The organism is Photobacterium rosenbergii (genome assembly GCF_033022775.1).
GTDB classification, from domain to species: domain Bacteria; phylum Pseudomonadota; class Gammaproteobacteria; order Enterobacterales; family Vibrionaceae; genus Photobacterium; species Photobacterium rosenbergii_A.
This window is the reverse complement of sequence record NZ_JAWJZI010000023.1, coordinates 1-21,577: the sequence shown is the minus strand read 5'-3', so window position 1 is coordinate 21,577 and position 21,577 is coordinate 1. Positions and strand designations below refer to the sequence as shown.

The following is a 21,577-nucleotide window of genomic DNA, read 5'->3' as shown; positions in this document are numbered from 1 at the left end:
ATCGAGTTAACGTAAGCGTTTACGTTAATGGTGCATAATCCGCTGCATTGAGATGGATTGATACGGAAGAAGAGCAAGACATGGCAGAGGCTTACCGCCCTAAACTTCATATGACGCCGGATCAGGGATGGATGAACGATCCGAACGGTTTGGTTTTTTTTAACGGGCACTATCACCAATTTTACCAGTATTACCCACATGACACGGTGTGGGGACCGATGCATTGGGGGCACAAAATCAGCCAGGATTTGATCAACTGGCAGGAGTTGCCGCCGGCACTCTATCCTGATGAGTCGGGCATGTGTTTCTCTGGCAGTGCAATTGTTGATTGGAACAATACATCTGGTTTGTTCGAAAACGGTAAGCCGGGCTTGTTGGCCTTCTATACCTCATTTATCCAGCCTGAGGTAATTTTGGCCGATGGCCGCAAGGTTGAAGACCCTATCCAGCAACAATCGCTGGCCTATAGCCAAGATGGGATGATTTGGAAAAAGTACCAAGGCGGCCAGCCAATCATTCCCGCTCGCGGCAACCCAGGCTTCCGTGATCCTAAGGTCATCTGGCACCCAGCCAGCCAAGCCTGGGTGATGGTGGTGTCTTGCGGCCAGCATATTGAATTCTATCGCTCTACCAATTTATTGGACTGGCAACTAGTCAGTGAGTTCGGCTACCGTCATGGTGCCCACAGCAAAGGGCCGTGGGAGTGCCCGGACTTGTTCGAACTTCAAGTAGAAGGCAGCGAAGAGACCCGTTGGGTATTGGTGGTTGGTATCGGCGAAGGTGCCCATTGTGGTGGTGCAGGTACCCAGTACTTTATCGGTGATTTCGACGGCAAGACTTTTACGAACCACAACCATCCAGAAGATATTCTGTGGCTCGACTTTGGCCGTGACTATTACGCGACCCAGTCATTTTCAGATATTCCGAGTGAAGATGGTCGCCGGATCGTCAGTACCTGGATGAGCAATCACCAATATTCCTTGGAGCTGCCAACGCAAGCCTTCCGCAGTTCGATGGCGATGCCGCGTGAGCTTTTCTTGTTGGAAAGCAGTGCTGGCCTGCGGGTTGGGCAGCGTTTTGTCCGTGAACTCGGCACTATGCTGAAGCTTGAATCGAAGCCTGTGAGTGCACTATCAGCTTCTGAGGTGAAAAGCTCAGTGGTAAAAAGTTCGGTGATGAAATGTGAATTCACGGCGGCGCTTTCTCAAGACCAGACCTTATCACTGGCACTGTTTGAAGATCACGACATCGAGTTCCAGTTCAAGCACCTTGAGGCAGGGCTTGAAATCCGCTCTTTGCGCAAAGGGCAATTCGGCCATGCGCGTATTGATGAGCACTACCCCCATGATTACTCAGTCGTTCTTCCTGTCGCTGCTGAGTTTTCCGTTTCTGTCTTAGTGGACAACGGTTCGGTTGAATTGTTGATCAACGGCGGTGAGTTCAGCTTTACCAATTTGGCCTTCGCTCGCAATACCGACGCGATGTACGCAATCAGTGTTGATAACGGCGAGTTACCTATCCAGCAAAGTGCTGTCAAAATATTAGTGCAAGGAGAGCAGGCATGCTAACGCTTCAACAGGCTGAAAAAGCTCTAGCCAAGGTGCTCGATTCTATCGAACTGCCTAAATTGACCAAGAAAGACGAGCAGGCTTTTCTAAAACGTCTGGGTGAACACTTTCCGGCCTTGGTGATCAAGCTGCACCAGCTATACGGTGAGCGTTATGATTTTTTCTTCCACCTCCAGCAGTTGGTGGTGGTATTAGCCAAGGCGTTTGCTGCCCGCAAGCGAAAGTGGAAGAACCTGGATGAACGCCGCCTTAAATCACCGGCATGGTATCGCGATGAGAAAATGCTCGGAATGGCGGTGTATGTTGATTTGTTTGCGGGCGATCTGAAAAAACTCAAAGCTAATATCCCATACCTCAAGTCAATGGGGATCACTTACCTTCACTTGATGCCACTATACAAAGCGCCGGAAGGAGACAGTGACGGCGGGTATGCTGTGTCTGATTACCGCTTGGTCGACCCTAAGCTGGGTTCTGAAAAAGATCTGGTTGCCCTTGCCGATGCTTTGTCAGCGGAAGGGATCAGCTTGGTACTGGATTTTGTTTTCAACCATACCTCAGACGAGCACCGCTGGGCGGAAGCGGCAAAAGCTGGCGATCCCGAATTCAAAGAGTTCTACTACTTCTTCGAAGACAAGCAGGAAGTGGATGACTATAACCAGACCTGCCGTGAGATTTTCCCGACAGTGCGCCGCGGAAGCTTTACTTTCCTTGAGCCTCAGCAAGAGTGGGTATGGACAACGTTCAACAGTTTCCAGTGGGATCTGAATTATGCCAATCCGGCAGTGTTCAATGCCATTACCGACGAGATGTTGTTTCTTGCCAATATTGGCTGTGAGGGGTTACGTTTGGATGCATTGGCGTTTATCTGGAAGGAAAAGTGGACCCAATGTGAGAGCCTGCCAAAAGCCCATACTTTGATCCAGGCGTTCAACAGCTGTTTGCAAATTGTCGCGCCTGCGGTGTTGTTCAAGTCAGAAGCGATCGTTCACCCAGATGAAGTGGCGCAATACATCGGCAAAGATGAGTGTCAGCTGTCCTACAACCCGCTAATGATGGCTTTGATGTGGGAGAGTTTGGCTACCCGAGAAACCAAATTGCTGACCGCATCACTGAAGAAGAGCTTTGAGATTTCACCTGACTGTAGCTGGGTCAACTATATTCGTTGCCACGACGATATTGGCTGGACATTTGATGATGCCATCGCTGAACAGTTGGATATCAATGGTTTCGATCACCGCCGCTTCCTCAACCAGTTCTACACGGGTCGTTTTGATGGCTCGTTTGCCGAAGGGGTGCCGTTCCAGGAAAACCCGACTACCGGTGATTGCCGGGTCTGTGGTTCGCTGGCATCGCTGGCAGGGCTGGAGCGTGCCTTGGAGCAAGACGATAACCAGTTGATTGAACTGGCGCTCAAGCGCATTCGCTTGCTCAATAGTATCAACCTGAGTATTGGTGGTATCCCGCTGATTTACCAAGGTGATGAGCTAGGTATTCTCAACGATCACAGCTACCTGGAAGATAGCAGCAAAGCCGATGATGCCCGTTGGGTAAACCGGCCTGCAATTACTGATGACGCGATTGCCAGAGCGCAACTGCCGGGGTCATTCGAGGCGTCGGTGAACCAGTCGCTAAAAGCAATGATCAAGCTTCGTCAGAACAATGAAGTATTTGGTGCTTCCCGAACCGAGATTCTGGAAACCTATAATCCACACTTGTTTGCTTATGCCCGCTTAAATGACAACGGCCAGACAATGCTGGCTATCTGTAACTTCAGCGAGCAAGAGCAACAGGTTCCGTTTTCAATCACCGATATTTTAGCCACTGCATCTGTGCTAGATATTTTGAATCACTCCCCTTTGCAACCTACGGAGCAGATTACGCTGGGGGCGTATGACGTGAAATGGTTGGTACCTGCCTAACTGGTATGTAGGGATACCCCGCAACATTGTGTTCTTTGGCCGGTAAGCGTTGAGTGACTCGCTACCGGCCTTTTTTATCACTCAATTGACACCAAAGCGTCCTCAATTGGTCATTCGAAACTGCCACGATAAAGAGGCTAAGAACCAGTGCCTAACCGAAGGCGCACAACGAAGACTCATAACGTTAGGGCTTGATGCTGAAGGTAAAGGCGGCCATTTGAATGGCTGGTGCCAGGTAACTAGAGCGGGAGGTTAGCTTTGGTGCGCCGGTAAATCATTGCCTTATAGCCAGACAAAGTGGTATGTTACAGTAACATTTTAAGCCTAGCTGTAACTTATCCTATTGTTATGACACAAGAACAACGAAAAGCGCGTCCTACCCTGCAAGATATTGCTGACCGTGTCGGCATCACCAAAATGACCGTGAGTCGCTATATGCGCAATCCGGAATCTGTGTCGGCCAAGACAAGGGATAAGATCGCCGAGGTGGTGGAAGAGTTGGGGTATATCCAAAATCGCGCGCCAGCCATGTTGTCGAAGTCTTCCAGCAAGGCGATAGGGGTGTTGCTGCCTTCATTGTCGAACCAGGTCTTTGCCAGCTTTGCCCAAGGTATCGAAGCGGTAACCAATGCCAACGGTTACGAAATCCTGATTGCCCACTTTAGCTACGATGAAGAAATTGAAGAGCGCAAAATAGCCTCTTTGCTTTCCTACCAGGTTGATGGCCTGATCCTGACCGGAACCTCCCATACCGAGCGTACTTTGCAGATGATCAAAACTGCCGGGGTGCCTGTGGTCGAAGCGATGGAGTTACCAAGTAACCCAGTCGATATGGTGGTGGGGCTGGATCATATCCACGCTTCCTATACGGCGGTGAAAACCATGCTAGATAAGGGCAAACGCCACATAGCCTACTTTGGTGCCCGCTTGGATACCCGTACCAAACTGCGTATGGAAGGCTATGACAAGGCGATGGAAGAAGCCGGCTTGCCGAAATACCATATCCTGACCCATGAGCACTCCAGCTTCACCCTCGGCGGAGAACTACTAAGCCGTGCCTTGGCAGAGTGTCCGGAGCTAGACGGCGTGTTCTGTACCAATGATGATATCGCCATCGGTACTATCCTCGCCTGTAATGAGCGAGGTATCGAAGTACCTCAGCGGATCAGTGTCGTCGGTTACAACGCCCTGGATATCGGACAGGCTATCACGCCGCGTCTGACCAGTATCTATACGCCGCGTTACCAAATTGGCGAGAAGAGTGCGGAGCTATTGCTCCAAGCCCTTGATGGCAAGCGCAGCGAGCGCAATGTCTTCGATATGGGCTTTACCATCAGCCGGGGCGAAAGCTTGTAGGGAAAAGCTAATAAACAATGGGAGCGAAATTGCTCCCATTTTTATTGATATCAGCTTAGAAATTCTCGCTGAACCAGTATCTTGAAGTGGCTTGGGTATATGTTTTGGCTTAGAACAAGAAGCTCGCGCCTTCATCGGCTCCGCCGACATTTTCACGCATCACCTTGAAGATATCCCTTCCCCAAGTAATTTGGCTGGCTTCGGTATCGAGTTGAACCGGCTGCCGTTGGTCAAAATCAACCGCCACTTCCAATAGCCCGGTGCTGCAGTCAAGCTTCACGATATCGCCATCTTTGATCATGCCGATGGTACCGCCACGTAGCGCTTCCGGTGAGACATGGATAGCTGCTGGGATCTTGCCTGATGCGCCAGACAAGCGACCGTCGGTAACCAAAGCGACCTGGTGGCCGGCTTTTTGGATATTGCCAAGGATTGGCATCAGTTTGTGTAGTTCCGGCATACCGTTGGCGGCAGGGCCATTGTGGCTGACCACAATCACGCAGTCCCCAGTGAACTCTCCGGCTTGGTAGGCAGCTTCAACGTCATGCTGGCAGCGGAAAACTTTGGCAGGCGCTTCAATGAACTGGTGCTCTTGCTTGACCGCAGAGACCTTGATAACAGCTTGGCCAAGGTTGCCTTTGAGTACTTTGGTTCCGCCAGTTTGGTTGAATGCCTGGCCGTTGGCTGCGATCACTTCCGCGTTGCTACTCTCGCCAACAGGTTGCCATACCAGCTTGCTATCAGTGATAGCTGGCTGGGTAAGCTGATCGGCAAACTCGCCAAACACCGTTTTCACGTTTGAGTTCAGCAGGCCGCGTTCATGCAGTGCTTTCATCAGTGCAGGTACACCGCCCGCTTGCTCGAAGGCGTTGATATCCGCTGGGCCATTCGGGTAAATCTTGGCTAGTAGCGGCACGATGTCAGATAGTTCGCTGATATCATCCCAAGTTAGGACGAGACCGCCAGCACGGGCGATAGCCAGCATATGGATAGTGTGGTTGGTACTGCCGCCCGAGGCCAGCAAGGCGACTACACCGTTGACCAAGTTTTCAGCGGTAAATACGTCAACAAGCGGGCGGTAGTTAGCGGAGTCCGCAGTCATCGCTGCCAGTGCAAGGCTAGCATGTTCAGTTAAGGCAGAGCGCAGCTCAGTATTAGGTGCCACAAAGGCCGAGCCCGGTAGCATCAAGCCCATGGCTTCGAAGACCAGCTGGTTGGTGTTGGCTGTACCGTAGAACGTGCAGGTGCCTCCGGAATGGTAGGCTTGGCACTCCATCTCGAGCAGGGCATCTTTGCCCACTTCGCCGGCGACATACTGCTGGCGCACAGCCACTTTCTTGTCATTGGTTATGCCTGTTGGCATCGGGCCTGCCGGAATGAAGGCGGTCGGCAAGTGGGCGTAGCTCAGTGCGCCCATTAATTGCCCCGGGGCAATTTTATCGCAAATGCCCAGCAGCAGTGTGGCATCAAATACATTGTGGCTTAGCGAGAAGGCGGTGGACTGGGCAATTAAATCACGGGAGAACAGCGACATATCCATACCCGGCTGGCCTTGGGTTACCCCGTCGCACATCGCAGGTACACAGCCAGCAATTTGGGCGGTATGGCCGAGCGACTGCAGCGCTGACTTGATTTGGTCTGGGTAGTTTTTGTAGAGCTGGTGGGCGCTCAGCATGTCATTGTAAGACGAGACAATGGCAAGGTTGGCACGGGTGAAATCGAGGATCTGCTGCTTTTCTTGCCGGCAGGAAGCCGCTACCGCGTGGGCAAGGTTGCCACATGACAGACTGGCTCGCCCTTTTCCTTGCTCAGCCTGATACGCTGTTTTGTCTTCAAAGTTCGCACGGATAACTTGGCTGCGGGCTTTGATACGCTCGGTGATCAAGGTAATGGTTGGGTGGATCATGCGGGGATCTCCTGGGCGGTCGCTGGCATTGGCATCGCTTGTTCTGTTTCAGATGGCTTTGTATCAGTTTGTTCAGTCAGTGCAGCAACAGCCTTGTCCAAAATCGCTTTAATGCTCTGGTCAATATCCACTGTAATGACATCTGGCTCATCGACAGGCGTTTCCAGCACGGCAAACTGGCTGGCAATCATGTTCTCTTTCATGAAATGTCCCTGGCGAAGGCGGATACGCTCTCTGATCACCTCTTGAGATCCAGACAGGTACAAAAAGGCTAAATTGTGATTTCCTTCACGTATTTGTTCCCGGTAACATTTTTTCAGTGCCGAACAGACAATGACACCGGTTTCGTTCTTGCTTTCAATGCTGAATGCGGCATCACGGATCCGCTCTAGCCAAGGCTCACGGTCTTGGTCGTTCAGTGGCTCCCCTCGGGCCATTTTCAGGATGTTGGCTTTTGGGTGCAGGTCATCGCCATCGATAAACTTGCCGCCAATACGCTGGGCAAGTTCATAACCTATAGTACTTTTCCCTGATGCCGATACCCCCATCACTATGATGCTTTTCCCCACCATGTAAGCTCCTTGAATTTTTTTCTGATCTGGATCTCATTTTTCAGATGATCTTCAAAATCGGGTTTATTTTACAAATGTTATTGGTAACATGTTACCCGTAACTTGAATGGTTGTGAACCACTGAATCAAGAATTCATCAAAACACCATGTTCAGCACAGCGACAAAAATGTTCAGGTTAAAGAGAACGGCTGTGCCATGGAGAGGGGGAGAGAAATGGAACAGACAATTGAAAGCAAGCTAAGTGCGATGAAGGTCGTGCCAGTCATTGCTATCAAACAGGCTGACAAAGCACAACCACTGGCCAAGGTGTTGGTAGAGAACGGTTTGCCGTGTGCCGAAATTACCTTCCGCACCGAGGCCGCTGCTGAGTCGATTCGCCTGATGCGCGAAGCCTACCCGGACATGCTAATCGGCGCAGGCACAGTGTTGACAACCGAGCAGGTTGATCAGGCAGTTGAAGCGGGGGCTGATTTCATTGTGAGCCCAGGCCTGAACCCGACCACGGTGGCGTACTGCCTGCAGAAGAATGTGGTCGTTATCCCGGGTGTCAATAATCCGAGCCTGGTGGAACAGGCGATGTCGCTTGGCCTGAAAACATTGAAGTTCTTCCCGGCGGAGCCTTCAGGTGGCATTGGCATGCTAAAAGCGCTATCGGCGGTTTATCCGGTTGAGTTTATGCCGACAGGCGGTATTAGCCCAGCCAATGTGGCGGATTACCTGGCACTGGAGAAAGTGGTTGCTTGTGGCGGTACCTGGATGGTTCCGAACAACTTAATCGACCAAGGCGATTGGCAAACCATTGGCCAACTGGTGAGTGAAATCAACCAGTAAGCAAAATAACAAATTGATGGTCACCAGAATTTACATTTTATCGGGTGACATTTAACGCATTTTATTGGGGAATAGGCCGCAATTTACGCTAGCCAACTATTCTCCGTACACGCAGGAGTTGAGAAGATGTCGAAGGAATTTAGCGCGGTAGCCCGCTCGGTCGTTGAAAAATTGGGGGGCGCCAATAACGTTGTCGCCCTTACCCATTGTATGACCCGCCTACGTTTCGTATTGAAAGACGAAGCGAAAATTGATGCCGCAGCCATTAAAGGCGTGAAGGGTGTAATGGGCGTCGTGCGCAATGGTGATCAGTGTCAGGTGATCATTGGTAACAATGTGGCTGCTGCCTACAAAGAAGTGATGAAGCTGTGCAACTTTGATGGCGTGCCTTCTGAATATACGCCGGCACCTAAGGTTAAGCTGACGCCGAAAGTGATCGGCGCCAAAATGCTCGACGCGCTTGTTGGTACCATGTCGCCACTGATCCCTGCGATTATCGGTGGCTCGATGGTTAAGCTGGCTGCCATGCTGCTGCTGATGTTCAACATCTACGAAGCCGATCACTCGACTATCATTTTGCTCAACACTATTGGTGACGGTGCCTTCTTCTTCCTGCCTATCATGGTAGCGGCATCTGCAGCCATTAAATTCAAAACCAATATGTCACTGGCCATCGGTATTGCCGGTGTGTTGGTTCACCCGAACTTTATTGACCTAATGGCTCAGGCTGCGGATGGTCGTGCGGTAGAGCTATTCGGTATCCCAGTAACGTCTGTTCGCTATACCTATACGGTTATTCCTGTCCTTATCATGACTTGGATTCAGTCGTACATCGAGCGTTGGGTAGATAGCATCACACCTGCTGTGACGAAGAACTTCCTAAAACCTATGCTGATCGTATTGATTGCTGCGCCAATCGGTATCTTGCTTGTTGGTCCTATGGGTATCTGGATCGGTACTGCAATCTCGACGCTGGTATACACAATCCACGGTGCATTGGGTCCACTGGCTGTTGCTATCATGGGTGCACTATGGCCGCTATTGGTTCTTACCGGTATGCACCGCGTATTTACGCCAACTATCATCCAGACCATTGCTGAAACGGGTACTGAGGGCATGGTTATGCCATCGGAAATCGGTGCGAACATCGGTATGGGTGGTGCGTGTCTGGCAGTAGCTTGGAAAACTAAGAACATCGCTCTTAAGCAAACATCTATGGCGGCAGGTGCCTCAGCACTGATGGCTGGTATCTCTGAGCCTGCACTATACGGTGTGTTGGTTCGCCTGAAACGCCCTCTAATCGCGACGCTTATCACTGGCTTCATCGTTGGTGGCCTTGCCGGTATGGCGGGAATTGCAAGTCACTCGATGGCGGCACCTAGCCTGTTCACCAGTGTCCAGTTTATCGACGTTAACGACCCGATGAGCCTGGTTTGGGTACTGGGTCTGATGGCACTGTCAGTGGTTCTGTCTTTCGTACTGACGCTTGTCCTAGGCTTTGAAGATATCCCTAACGATGAGGATGAAGCAAACCCGACGGCAGCAAAAGAGTCAGCGAAAGAAAGCGCTGAAGAAGTTGAAACACCAGTGCCAGCAAAACCTGCAACGGCCTAGTCTTTCATAACGAGTAAAATGAGCCACCTCTAAATGGGGTGGCTTTGCAACAATTCGCGGTAACGTGCGGTAATTAGCGAAAACACAAGAGGCAAACCATGTCTGATATTAAATTCCCGGAAGGGTTTCTATGGGGCGGCGCGATTGCGGCAAACCAATCTGAAGGTGCTTACCGCGAAGGCGGCAAGGGTCTTACCACAGTAGATATGATCCCTTACGGTGAAAACCGGATGCCAGTTAAACTGGGTCAGGTTGATAAAGTGGAATTAGACGCGGACGAATTCTACCCAAGCCATCAGGCCATTGATTTCTACCACCGTTACAAAGAAGACATTGCGATGCTGGCCGAGATGGGCTTTAAGGTATTCCGTATGTCGATTGCCTGGGCACGTATCTTCCCTAATGGTGATGAAGAAACCCCGAACCAAGCAGGTATCGATTTCTACCGCTCGGTATTCGAAGAGTGCAAGAAATACGGCATCGAGCCATTGGTGACCCTTTGCCACTTTGATGTACCTATGCACCTTGTCAACGAGTATGGCTCTTGGCGTAACCGCAAGATGATCACGTTTTTTGAGCGTTATGCCCGTACCTGTTTCGAGGCGTTCGATGGCCTAGTGAAATACTGGCTGACGTTCAATGAAATCAACATTTTGCTGGCAAGCCCGTTCTCTGGTGCCGGTATTGCTTTCCAGGAAGGCGAGAACCACGATCAGGTTAAATACCAAGCGGCGCACCATGAGTTGGTAGCCAGTGCGTTGGTGGCCAAGATCGCCCATGAGATCAATCCGGAAAACCAAGTGGGTTGTATGTTGGCTGGTGGCCAGTTCTACCCGTATTCATGCAAGCCTGAAGATGTTTTCACGGCGATGCAAAAAGATCGTGAAAACCTGTTCTTTATTGATGTTCAGTCACGCGGCTACTATCCGTCTTACGCCCAGAAAGTGTTTGATGAGAAAGGCGTGAAGTTGGATATCCACGAAGAAGACTTTGAGATCTTGAAAAATACCGTCGATTTCATCTCATTTAGCTACTACGCCTCTCGATGTGCGTCTGCTGATATGAACGAGGGCAACACCAGCGCGGCGAACGTGGTGAAGTCGATCAAAAACCCGCATTTGGAAGCCAGTGACTGGGGATGGGTTATTGACCCACTTGGCCTGCGCATAACCATGAACTCGCTGTATGACCGTTACCAAAAGCCATTGTTCCTGGTTGAAAATGGTCTGGGTGCCAAAGACACCATCGATGAGAATGGTGAGATCAACGATGACTACCGTATCGACTACCTGCGCTCTCACGTTGAAGCGATGAAAGATGCGATTGCCGACGGTGTGCCATTGATGGGTTACACGCCGTGGGGCTGTATTGATTTGGTTGCGGCGTCGACAGGTGAAATGAGCAAGCGTTATGGCTTTATCTATGTCGACCGCGATAACGAAGGCAACGGTAGTTTGGATCGTACCCCCAAGAAATCCTTCTACTGGTATAAAAAAGTCATTGCGAGCAATGGCGAAGATCTCGCTTAAAACCAAATGGAGAAAATCCATATAGGTTAGATGTGTTCTGTTGTCTGAGGGGAACTCTGACAGTTTGCCGGTAAGGCCTTTTGGGCTTACCGGCTTTTTTGTGGTTTATTACTTCACATCATCAAAGCTTGCACTTTCGAGCAGCGCAGCGATGGTGTTTTCGAAGCTCATGCCGGCTTCTTTGGCCGCCATCGGGAACACGCTACGGGTGGTCATGCCCGGCACCGTGTTCATCTCGATCAGCCAGATATCGCCCTTGTCATCCAAGAATGTATCCACCCGGCCCCAGCCCCGGCAGCCCAGAGTCTTGTAGGCTTCAAGTGCTGCGTTCTGCATGGCTTCTTCTTGCTCGGCAGTCAGGTCTGACGGACAGTGGTAGGTTGCACTTTGATCACCGAACTTGGCGTTCCAGTCAAAGAAGCTATCTGATTTGATTTGTACAACCGGCAGGGGCTTGCCATCAAGGATGGCACAGGTGTATTCACGCCCGGTAATGAACTGCTCGACCAAAATGTCATCGTCATATTCAAAGGCATCAACCAGTGCATTGAACAGATCTTCTGGAGAGGAGGCTTTAGAGACTCCGATACTGCAGCCTTGATTAAGCGGCTTGACAACAACCGGGTAGGAAAGAGCTGCCAGTGTCGTTTTAACGGTGTCGGTTGGCGTGTGCTTGTTGACCTTGATCCAGTCTGCCGTCGGGAGGCCATTAGAGCGCCAAACTTCTTTGGTCTTTAGTTTGTTGAGCGAGGTGGAAGAGGCCAGGAGGCCACTGCCGGTATAGGGTATTTTCAGTAAATCCAGTAGGGCTTGGATATGTCCGCTCTCCCCCATACCGCCGTGCAGGGCGATGAATACCTTGTCGAGATTGAAGAAGCCCTGCAAAGTGATGTCGATATGGCGCGGATCGATTTTGATTGCCTCATGGCCCAATGATTCAACGGCATCGGCAATGCAGTTGCCCGATTTTAATGAGACTTCGCGTTCGCTAGACTCACCCCCGTATAATATTCCGATTCTCATGGTGTTGTTCCGGTTAAGCTCTGTTGTGGAAAGTTGTCAAAGAAGTGCGAGTAATTATTTGCTCTAAGTGGTTGTATATCAGTAAATTTTTCATCGACGGGAAAGCTATATCAAATCACGCGTACAGTGCGCGGTGGCTTATTGTAATGATTAGCTCTTAAGGTTGAATTTCCTTGCCCAATAAATTTGATATTGTGCATAAAAATTTATTCATGGCAGAGAAGAGTGGTGTTTTCTTGACCAGGGGAAGAGGCAGCAGGGAGCGGTGAGCTGTATTGCTCTCATTTGGCGTGCATGCCAAGTTGCAGCTTAATATCAGCTAAAAAAAGAGCAAGGCCATGGCCTTGCTCTGAATAAGAAGTATCGGTGCGCTTTAGCCCGTTACAGGCTCCGCTGCAACCACAGGTTTGCTCTTGCGAACCGCAAAGGCACAGAACGCCATGAACCACAGACCGCTCACTGCCACACCGGCCCATGCTGAGTGGGTGTAGCCAATAGCGAGGTAACCCAGTAGGGCACCGAAGGCCACCGAACAGGCGTAAGGAAGCTGGGTCATTACGTGATCCATGTGGTGACAGCCCGCACCAGTCGCCGACAAGATACTGGTGCTTGAAATTGGCGAGCTGTGATCACCAAATACCGCACCGGCCAGTACCGCAGACAGCATTGGAAGCAGCAGTGCGATGTCACTGGCCGCAGCAATATCACCGGCTAGCGGTAGCATGATGCCAAACGTACCCCAGCTGGTTCCTGTCGCAAATGCCATGGCACAAGACAGCAGGAAGACAACCGCCGGAAGCAGCTCAACCGGCAGGTTACCGTTAGACATTGAAGCTAGGTAGATACCGGTTTGCATGTCACGCACAACGGCGCCAATTGTCCAGGCAAAGAATAGGATAATAATAGCGGGCATCATGGCTGAAATGCCTTGTGGGGCTGCTTTCATCCAGCTGCTGGCATCAAGCTTTAGACGCAGCGCAAGGCCAATCGAAACCACTAAGCTGCAGATCGCACCGTAAACAAGCGATGAACCTACATCGGTGTTCTCAAACGAGCCGATCACGCTGAAAGCTTCACCGTTAGCAGCCAGTACATCCGCACCGGACTGCACCATGAAAAATACCGTAGCCATAGTCAGAGTCAGGATAGGCAATACCATATCGATCATGCCGCCCTTAGCTGACTCAGGCGCTTCAACATCTAGGCCTGCAGGTTTGCCTTTCGACTCATCCCATAGTTTGCCTTCAAGCGCCCATTTTTCATGCTTGCGCATTGGGCCGATATCGAGCTGGAATGCAATCACACACAGCACCATCACCAGGGTGAATACCGCGTATAGGTTCATTGGCATCATCTCGACAAAGGCTGAGATAGGGCTTTGGTCGGTTACGCCATGTGCCACCATGATGCCGCCAACGAGGGCGATGATGTAGGCGCCCCATGAAGAGATTGGCATCAATACACAAACTGGTGCTGCTGTGGAGTCCAGCAGGTAGGCCAGTTTGGCACGAGAGATATTGAAACGGTCAGTCACCGGGCGGCAGATAGCACCCACCGATAGGCTGTGGAAAAAGTCGTCGATAAAGAAGATGAAGACCATCAGGCCTGTCAGTGATTTGGCACTGCGACGGTCTTTACAGCGCACCGCTGCCCAGTCGGCGAACGCTTGGGTAGCCCCGGAAACACTCATCAGGCTGATCAGCGCGCCAAGCAGCAGCATGAAGATGATCATGTTGACGTTATCGCTGTTCATTGCGCCGTCGACCCATACAATTGCCAGCACTTTGCCGACCAGGTATTGCAGGGATTCAAGCGGTGAGTATTGGTTTAGCATCAATGCGCCGGCAAAGATACCTGCTCCGAGGGAGAGCAAAACCCGCCTGGTGGTGACCGCAAGGATAACAGCCAGCATGGCAGGGATAACGGACATTAGCGAGTCCGAGAAATCGACAAGGTTCATGATCTCATCACACCTATAATGTTTCAGGTGGAGATCTACCGAAAGGAAGTGTAACTAAGACGCAGAAAAAGAAGACTTGTTACCCCCTCAGGTAGCGCTCCATAGGTAAATACTATGGCAGTTCTGTGCCTATTCGACACAGACCCAGCGACTGAGTTGATGGCTGCAGTCACTTCGGCGCTGACTCCTTTCTCCGGCTTCGTAGGTATCACCCTCCACACGGTTACTTATAGGCAGCGCGCCTCTACTGATTTAGGGTTTATCACCGTCAATCCTACTGGATTTTGGTCATAAGATTAACATTATATACGGCTGAATATTTATGTCAGCTAATAATCAGCTTTTTTCATCGTAGTAATTAGAATCTTGGTTTGAAGCGTTTGTCCTTTCCTCGGATTATCCAATTACCCATTGCTGGGTTTTAATTTTAAGGAGCTAACGTGTTTTCTCGCAAACACTTTGAATTGATTGATAAACCGACGTTCTTCGGGGCGCTGGGGATGTTGATCTCGGTTGTGGTACCTTTGCTGCTGTTCCCGGCGCAAGGGGCAGAATGGATTGCTGTCGCCAAAACGTTTATGACCGATAAGCTCGGTTTCCTCTATTTGGCGCTCGGTGTCGCTGCATTCTTCTTTATGATCTACATCGTTTTTTCCGATATCGGCCAAATCAAACTGGGCGATCCTGATGAGCAGCCCGAGTTTACGACCGCGTCGTGGGCGGCGATGCTGTTCTGTGGTGGTATCGGCGCCAGCATTCTTTACTGGGGAACCATCGAGTGGGCGTATTACTACCAGGCGCCACCCTTCCAGCTAGAACCCGGCAGTGAAGAAGCGGTTCGCTGGGCGGCGACTTATGGCTTGTTCCACTGGGGGCCGATTGCATGGTCTATTTACTTGGTACCAGCACTACCGATTGCCTATTTCTTCTATGTGCGCAAGCAGCCTGTACTTAAAGTTTCGGCGGCATTGATGCCAGTGATCGGTGAAGCTCGTAGTTACGGTTGGCTGGGTAAAGTCATCGATGTGTTGTTTATCTTCGGCTTGCTTGGTGGTGGTGCTACGACGCTCGGTCTGGCCGCGCCGCTTATCACTGAAGGGGCTAACTATCTATTTGGCGTACCGAAAGATACGGTTACCCAAATCATCGTATTGATGCTTTGTACCGCTATTTTCGCCTACTCGGCCTATGCCGGTATGGAGAAGGGCATCAAGTTTCTCAGTAATATCAATTTCTGGGGGGCTTTGGCTCTGCTGGCTTTCATTTTGGTCACCGGGCCGACGATATTCATGCTGGAAACCGGCTTGGATTCACTGGGCCGAATGTTGTCGAATTTCTTTGTCATGGCCACATGGGCTGAGCCGTTCGGTGGCTATGGCTCGTTTGAAAATACCCACTTCCCGCAGGATTGGACGATTTTCTACTGGGCATGGTGGCTGGTGTTTGCCCCAAGCATGGGCTTGTTTGTGGCGAGGATTTCCCGTGGCCGTACCATCAAGCAAATGGTCACCGGTTCGATTTTCTTCGGTTCGATGGGCTGCTTCCTGTTCTTCATGATTTTGGGTAACTATGGCCTGTCGCTTCAGCTTTCTGGCGCGCTGGATGTGGTGGGTATTCTAAATTCTGAGGGCGCGACCAAGGCGATTTTCTCTATCCTTGAGCAGTTGCCGTTCAGTACTTTGGTCATTGCAGCCTTTACCCTGCTGTGTTTGATTTTCACCGCTACGACGTTTGACTCGATTTCCTACATCTTGGCATCGGTTGTACAGAACAACGTGACTGAAGACCCAATGCGCTGGAACCGCTTGTTCTGGGCATTTGCGCTGTCATTCATGCCGTCTGTGTTGTTGTTCATGGGCGGCCTATCGACCCTGCAAACCGCGGCGATTGTCGGAGGTTTGCCATTGTTGGTGATCGCCGTGATGTTGATGATGTCGGCAGTGAAGGCAGCAACGCTCGATTTGACCCATCAGGAAGGTTATGAAGATCCGGTGATTAACATTGAGGAGCTACCCGATGTCGACCCATGGTCTAATGAAGGTATGGCACTGACTAAGTTCGAAGAGCTGAAAGAAATCGCCATGGCAGCGGCTGAAGCCGAGCGTGAAGCGCTGTACAAAGTGTGGAAGCTGAAGAAGAAAATTCGTGCCGAAGCGGTGGCCAACGGTGAGTCCGGGATGGACTTTAGTGATGCACCGCAAGAGCGCTTGGATCAGCTCCAGCAGTTGATGGACGATGCCATGACAGCCAAAGAGAACAAGCTGGTGGCCTCGGAAGAAGCGCAGGAAGCCCGCAAGGTGTTCAACGAGCTAATGCGAACCCGCTTGGAGGCGATGGTCGAGCAGGAAGTGTAGGGAAGCACTGACCTACAGCTATAAAAAATGCCGAGTCATCTGACTCGGCATTTTTGTATTTAAAGCCTTTGTGTTTAAAGAAGGCGTTAGATCTGATCGACCACAGCCCACACGGCTGCCAGCACATCCTGGCCGAAGGCGACGCTACGCTCCGGTGACCAGCCGTAGAACTCATCAGGGTGGCTGATGTGATCTTTAAATGGCATCTCGATAGTGTAAGACAGACATTTGAACTGCTCGGCAACCCAGTTGGAGCCAATAGCCAGGTTAGCTTTGCCCGGCTCGTCTTTGTCGTAACCGTGCGCCACCTGGAACTCTGGGGTGATAGTGAGTAAGGCTGCTTTGAAGGCATTTTCCAAAGCGGCATGGCGCTCATTGTACGATGGGATCCCTTCACTGCCAGCAACGAAGTTATACGGGATCGCTTCGTCACCGTGGATATCAAGGAACATATCGACGCCAGTAGTTAGCATACGCTCACGTACGAGGAAGACTTCCGGGCTCTTCTCCATTGATGGCGTTTGCCACTCACGGTTTAGGTTGACCCCAATGGCATTAGTACGCAGGTGTCCGCGGATGCTGCCATCTGGGTTCATGTTCGGCACGATATGGAACACCGCTTTGTCGAGCAGGGCTTTGGCAACGGTGTCGGTATCATCAAGCAGGCGTTGCAACAGGCCTTCGATGAACCACTCGGCCATGGTTTCGCCAGGGTGCTGGCGGCCGATGATCCAGATGTTTTTCTTCTCGTCTGACGGCTCGCCAATCGTCAGCAAGCTCATGTCATTGCCATCGAGGGTGGCGCCTAAGGTTTCAAGTTTACAGCTGAACTGGCTTTGCGCTTGGTGCAGCAAATCTTGGTGGCGGTCGTAGCTGTAAGGGGCAAAGTAGGCAAAATACATCGAACCGTATTCTGGGATCACCTTGAAACTTAGGGTATCGCCGTCGAATTCTGCCGGGATACGGAACCATTCCTCTCTGTCATAGGAAGCGACGACGTCATAATCCTGCCAGCCTTCTGGGTAGGCGGATTTGGCCAAGTTTAAGATTGAGAACTGGTGTTGTTGCTGGGGCTCGCTTTCGAGGCGGAAATGGAACCACTGCGAGATCTCTGACTGGTTATCGGCTGGGATGGTCAGCTGGATGTTGTTTGGCGTATCGGCACTGACGATATGGATGTTACCACTTTCGAAATTGCTGAAAATTTTCATTGTTATCAATCTTATGTTTGTTGAGGTAAAAAGAGGTTAGCTGTAAATATAGCTGTTTTGAAGCATTTATCTGTTACAGGGCGTTTATATTCCAGCGAGAGCGCGCAGGAAAGACTTCGGTGCATTGGTTCACTGCGGTAAACTTGCGAAAAAAGATAAACAGGAAGGTAAAGTGGCTTTTCATTATGTTGCTCGCGGGGTGATCTGTGATGGTAACCATATCCTTTTGGTTAGGGCGGTTGGCGATAACATGACTTTTTTGCCTGGGGGGCATATAGAGTTTGGTGAATCGGCACCGGTGGCTTTGGCGCGTGAACTGTTTGAGGAAGCATCGATAAGTGCCAACGTCGGCGAATTTATCGGGGCGGCTGAAAATGAGTGGTTGCTTGATGGGCAGCCACAGGCTGAAATCAACTTGCTGTTTGAGGTTGAAACGGGTTTGTCGCACAGAGACCCTGTCGTTTCCAATGAAACTCATCTCGAGTTTTTCTGGGTGCCTTGCAAGGAAATTGAGCAATGGAACCTTTTTCCCGAGTCTCTCCGTGCCCTTGTTAAGCAACAACAAACACCTAAACAGGCATTTTGGGGCTCGGGAATCCCACTCAAATCAGTATGATCACACACATTTTCATGTGCTTTTGTTGATTAAACGGATAAATTGGCTCTGTGTTGCCTAATGTGTGAGCAAACAAACATTTTTGGGGTTTACACATTGCGGCAAGCTTTATATTATACGCCGCACTTACGGAGAGATGGCTGAGTGGTTGAAAGCACCGGTCTTGAAAACCGGCATACGTTTGTAGCGTATCTAGGGTTCAAATCCCTATCTCTCCGCCACATTTCAATAGTCAGTAGTCATACTGGTTATTTGACCTTCTGGGTAAGCAGGGTTCAAATCCTCCATACCCAGAGCGTCTCCACCACATTCTAGAAGTTTGACTACGTCGAGCTTTATAAAGAATTGGAGCGGTAGTTCAGTTGGTTAGAATACCGGCCTGTCACGCCGGGGGTCGCGGGTTCGAGTCCCGTCCGCTCCGCCACTACACTGAAGGCTCAGTCGAAAGACTGGGCCTTTTTTGTATGCGTTGAATTTGGCGTCAGTCCTGCGGACTGATGAGTCCCGGTCGAGTGCGACCCCAGCCCTCCGCCACTACAACGAAGCCCTGTCAGAAATGACGGGGCTTTTTTGTTTTCTCGCTATTCCTTAGTAACAAACTTCGTCAATAGTGCCTCCCCCTGCGCTTGTGTGAGATAGCCAGGGACTGGATAGGTGCCATGGGCTTCAGACAGTGCGCGCCGGGTAATCTGCGGGATCTCTTCGGCTTTTAGCTCTGGGAAAGAGGTTGGGATCTCCAACGTTTTGTTAAGTTCAGTCACTGCGACGATGAAGTCTTCTGCGGTATTCAGGCCAATGGCTTCGGCGAGGAGCTGCAACCGGTTTTGGCAGTAGGGTTTTAGCAGTTTGAGGACTTCTGGTAGCAGGACGGCATTTGCCAGGCCATGGGGAATGTTGTACATGCCGCCTAGCTGGTGGGCAAAGGCATGGACATAGCCAACGTATGCTCGGGTGAAAGCACACCCTGCCTCGTAGGAGGCTATCGCCATTTGCTCTCTGGCCTCAAGGTTATGGCCATCCTCAAAAGCGGTAGTTAAATGTTTGAAGATCTTCTCGGTTGCTTGGATCGCGTATTTATCAGTTAGCGGGGTATGGTAGGTACCAATATATGACTCAACAGCGTGGGTCAGTGCATCCATACCGGTTGCGGCAGTGATGGATTTAGGGAGTCCGACCATGAGCGTCGGATCTATCAGGGCGACATCTGGCAGAATGGCCGGATCGACAATGGCAAACTTTTCACGTGCACTTGGATCCGAGACGACCGCCGCAACCGTTGCCTCCGAGCCTGTGCCAGCTGTGGTTGGAATAGCCATGAACGGTGGTAATTTCTTTCTGATTTTGAGCTTGCCTGCCAATCTACGTACTGGCTTGTCCCTCACGATTTTTGCACCTATCGCTTTAGCACAATCAATCGGTGAGCCCCCGCCAATGGCAATAATGGCGTTGCATTGTTGCTCTTTGTACACATCCGCACCCACTGCGACATTGGCAATGGTCGGGTTGGGTTTTACCTCATCGTAGATGACATATTCAATGCCCTGGTCTTTCAGGGCGTTACATAAAGCCGTTGTGAGACCGAGTGAGTGAATCATGGCATCGGTAACAATGAGCACTTTCTGAGCGCCTTTTGCGGCCATGAGCTCACCGGCTTTGGTGACGCTATTGGTACCCATTTCGAGTTCGGGGAAAGGAATCGTGATGAGTTTGTTGAGCTGTTTATTGATTCCAACCACGGTTTTGTAGAGCAACATAGTAAACATCCTTTTAAACACGTGTTTGAATTATAGTCATAACTCGTGATGCGTTTATGGGATGAGCTTCATGGTTGAACAAAAATATGCTGCTAAGTGCTTATTGGCTATTGGCTATTGGCTATTGGCTATTGGCTATTGGCTAATGGTTAATAGCTCAATCAAAGGGTGTGGCTGTGAGGTCAATTTGTTGTTTTGGTATAAAAAGCTATTGGTCGTTTGGCTACCGTTACTGAACAGCTTGGTAATTTGGTAAGGCGTCCCTTTGGCAAGGTGCCAGATAAAATGCTCAGCGGCCTTATCAAATGTCCTAACGCGTTCAATTTTGTCGACAGTCCCTAAAGGCGAATGGAAGGTGAACTCAGTTAAGATAACGCTGCCATCACATTCAAGGCGTTGCTTGTCGACATGCTCGAAGCCGAAATCATTGGCTGAAGGGGCCACGCCTCCTGGCAGCATATGTGCGGGTAGGATTAATGTTGCTTGTGAAAGGGTCATTTCAACTCCTGCTTTTTTATTATCGTGGCACAGGCTGCAGGTTAATGCACTGCGATCTTATGAGCAAATTATCTATGGGCTGCCACACTGTAAGAAAGCCAGCAAAGGAGATAAGGGATGAATAGGCGGCATTTTCTGGCATTGTGGTCGGTATTTTTTGTAAAACCATTGTGGGCAAAAACGCCTGTTGTTGCGACCCCTTCGCAGGCTGAAGGACCCTTTTATCCTGTTACGCCTATTCCACTGAGAGCCAATTTAGTTTTGCAGGAGGAAGGTTTGGCTGGGGAGCCGATAGATTTACTTGGTCGGGTGATAAACACAGATGGCCAAGCGCTATCTGGAGTAAAAGTGGAAATTTGGCAATGCGATGGCAATGGCGTTTATGATCACCCTCTGCAGCCAAATACTGAGGCCTTTGATCGCCACTTTGCCGGTTTTGGTGCTGTAGAAACCGACAGTAATGGCCAATACCGTTTTCGTACTCTCTATCCTGTGCCCTATACCGGCCGTCCCCCTCATATCCATGTCAAACTTTGGCGTGGTAATAAAGAACTCTTAACGACGCAGCTCTACCTCAAAGGGCAAACGGGTAACGAATGGTGGGGTGGGCGAGAACGCCAGCATCTGCAGTTTGATCCTGTTGGAAGTGGGAAAGATAAAGTCGGAAATTTCGATTTTATTCTCTCTGTGTGAGTGCGTTACTCTCAAATATTGAATTATCGGTTGCATTGTGAGCATTCAGTCGTTCGGGGTGTTTACAAGTCTCTTAGTGCCCGATAATATACGCTGCACTTACGGAGAGATGGCTGAGTGGTTGAAAGCACCGGTCTTGAAAACCGGCATACGTTAATAGCGTATCTAGGGT

16 protein-coding genes, 2 tRNA genes and 1 riboswitch are annotated in these 21,577 nt (G+C 50.5%); of the genes, 11 read left to right on the top strand and 7 right to left on the bottom strand.

Annotated elements, in window-relative coordinates; all coding sequences use genetic code 11:
• The first annotated feature begins 47 nt into the window (after nucleotides 1–47).
• From R2X38_RS24465 to R2X38_RS24455, 3 genes are all read left to right on the top strand, one after another.
• On the top strand, nucleotides 48–1,568 hold the full coding sequence (locus R2X38_RS24465) for a glycoside hydrolase family 32 protein (protein ID WP_317524958.1): 1,521 nt from the start codon (nucleotides 48–50) through the stop codon (nucleotides 1,566–1,568).
• Entirely contained in the window at nucleotides 1,562–3,487 is a 1,926-nt protein-coding gene (locus tag R2X38_RS24460) for an alpha-amylase family glycosyl hydrolase (RefSeq protein WP_317524957.1), read from the top strand. The genes R2X38_RS24465 and R2X38_RS24460 overlap by 7 nt, the downstream gene beginning before the upstream one ends.
• Nucleotides 3,488–3,835: 348 nt before the next feature.
• On the top strand, nucleotides 3,836–4,843 hold the full coding sequence (locus R2X38_RS24455) for a substrate-binding domain-containing protein (protein ID WP_317524956.1): 1,008 nt from the start codon (nucleotides 3,836–3,838) through the stop codon (nucleotides 4,841–4,843).
• A gap of 109 nt (nucleotides 4,844–4,952) precedes the next feature.
• On the opposite strand, the gene edd is transcribed toward R2X38_RS24455, so the two are convergent.
• Both edd and R2X38_RS24445 read right to left on the bottom strand, forming a co-directional pair.
• A complete protein-coding gene (gene edd, locus R2X38_RS24450; RefSeq protein WP_317524955.1) occupies nucleotides 4,953–6,749 on the bottom strand; it encodes a phosphogluconate dehydratase in 1,797 nt (598 codons plus the stop codon).
• Nucleotides 6,746–7,321: a gluconokinase gene (locus tag R2X38_RS24445; RefSeq protein WP_317524954.1), complete on the bottom strand. Its 576-nt coding sequence runs from the start codon at nucleotides 7,319–7,321 to the stop codon at nucleotides 6,746–6,748. The genes edd and R2X38_RS24445 overlap by 4 nt, the downstream gene beginning before the upstream one ends.
• Before the next feature lie 214 nt (nucleotides 7,322–7,535).
• On the opposite strand from R2X38_RS24445, the gene R2X38_RS24440 reads away from it, so the two are divergent.
• The 3 genes from R2X38_RS24440 (at nucleotide 7,536) to R2X38_RS24430 (ending at nucleotide 11,296) form a co-directional block, all read left to right on the top strand.
• Complete coding sequence (locus tag R2X38_RS24440; protein ID WP_317524953.1) at nucleotides 7,536–8,153, top strand: bifunctional 4-hydroxy-2-oxoglutarate aldolase/2-dehydro-3-deoxy-phosphogluconate aldolase; 618 nt, start codon at nucleotides 7,536–7,538, stop codon at nucleotides 8,151–8,153.
• Between the two features lie 126 nt (nucleotides 8,154–8,279).
• On the top strand, nucleotides 8,280–9,767 hold the full coding sequence (gene ascF, locus R2X38_RS24435; protein ID WP_317524952.1) for a PTS cellobiose/arbutin/salicin transporter subunit IIBC: 1,488 nt from the start codon (nucleotides 8,280–8,282) through the stop codon (nucleotides 9,765–9,767).
• Nucleotides 9,768–9,865: 98 nt separating this feature from the next.
• Entirely contained in the window at nucleotides 9,866–11,296 is a 1,431-nt protein-coding gene (locus tag R2X38_RS24430; RefSeq protein WP_317524951.1) for a 6-phospho-beta-glucosidase, read from the top strand.
• Between the two features lie 108 nt (nucleotides 11,297–11,404).
• Here the strand turns inward: R2X38_RS24430 and R2X38_RS24425 are convergent, their stop codons facing one another.
• Together R2X38_RS24425 and R2X38_RS24420 are read right to left on the bottom strand one after the other, a co-directional pair.
• Nucleotides 11,405–12,319, bottom strand: coding sequence for a D-alanine--D-alanine ligase (locus R2X38_RS24425; RefSeq protein ID WP_317524950.1), 915 nt, complete (start codon nucleotides 12,317–12,319; stop codon nucleotides 11,405–11,407).
• 373 nt (nucleotides 12,320–12,692) lie between these two features.
• A complete protein-coding gene (locus tag R2X38_RS24420) occupies nucleotides 12,693–14,279 on the bottom strand; it encodes a Na+/H+ antiporter NhaC family protein (RefSeq protein ID WP_317524949.1) in 1,587 nt (528 codons plus the stop codon).
• A gap of 84 nt (nucleotides 14,280–14,363) precedes the next feature.
• Nucleotides 14,364–14,534: riboswitch (Lysine riboswitch) on the bottom strand.
• A 185-nt stretch (nucleotides 14,535–14,719) separates the two neighbouring features.
• Here R2X38_RS24420 and R2X38_RS24415 point away from each other — a divergent pair.
• Complete coding sequence (locus tag R2X38_RS24415) at nucleotides 14,720–16,633, top strand: BCCT family transporter (protein WP_317524947.1); 1,914 nt, start codon at nucleotides 14,720–14,722, stop codon at nucleotides 16,631–16,633.
• A gap of 86 nt (nucleotides 16,634–16,719) precedes the next feature.
• Here R2X38_RS24415 and R2X38_RS24410 read toward each other — a convergent pair whose 3' ends face one another.
• Nucleotides 16,720–17,844, bottom strand: coding sequence for a M14-type cytosolic carboxypeptidase (locus R2X38_RS24410; RefSeq protein WP_317524946.1), 1,125 nt, complete (start codon nucleotides 17,842–17,844; stop codon nucleotides 16,720–16,722).
• A 172-nt stretch (nucleotides 17,845–18,016) separates the two neighbouring features.
• Here R2X38_RS24410 and R2X38_RS24405 point away from each other — a divergent pair, with 172 nt between their 5' ends.
• From R2X38_RS24405 to R2X38_RS24395, 3 genes are all read left to right on the top strand, one after another.
• The gene (locus R2X38_RS24405) at nucleotides 18,017–18,460 is read left to right on the top strand and encodes an NUDIX domain-containing protein (protein ID WP_317524945.1); all 444 of its coding nucleotides are present in this window, start codon (nucleotides 18,017–18,019) and stop codon (nucleotides 18,458–18,460) included.
• Nucleotides 18,461–18,590: 130 nt separating this feature from the next.
• Nucleotides 18,591–18,681 (top strand) — tRNA-Ser (locus tag R2X38_RS24400).
• A gap of 126 nt (nucleotides 18,682–18,807) precedes the next feature.
• Nucleotides 18,808–18,884, top strand: a tRNA-Asp gene (locus R2X38_RS24395).
• Nucleotides 18,885–19,041: 157 nt separating this feature from the next.
• Here R2X38_RS24395 and R2X38_RS24390 read toward each other — a convergent pair.
• Both R2X38_RS24390 and R2X38_RS24385 read right to left on the bottom strand, forming a co-directional pair.
• A complete protein-coding gene (locus tag R2X38_RS24390) occupies nucleotides 19,042–20,214 on the bottom strand; it encodes an iron-containing alcohol dehydrogenase (RefSeq protein WP_317524944.1) in 1,173 nt (390 codons plus the stop codon).
• 135 nt (nucleotides 20,215–20,349) lie between these two features.
• Nucleotides 20,350–20,712: a hypothetical protein gene (locus R2X38_RS24385; RefSeq protein WP_317524943.1), complete on the bottom strand. Its 363-nt coding sequence runs from the start codon at nucleotides 20,710–20,712 to the stop codon at nucleotides 20,350–20,352.
• A 117-nt stretch (nucleotides 20,713–20,829) separates the two neighbouring features.
• Between R2X38_RS24385 and R2X38_RS24380 the strand changes: the two genes are divergently transcribed.
• A complete protein-coding gene (locus R2X38_RS24380; protein ID WP_317524942.1) occupies nucleotides 20,830–21,405 on the top strand; it encodes a protocatechuate 3,4-dioxygenase in 576 nt (191 codons plus the stop codon).
• Nucleotides 21,406–21,577 lie beyond the last annotated feature (172 nt).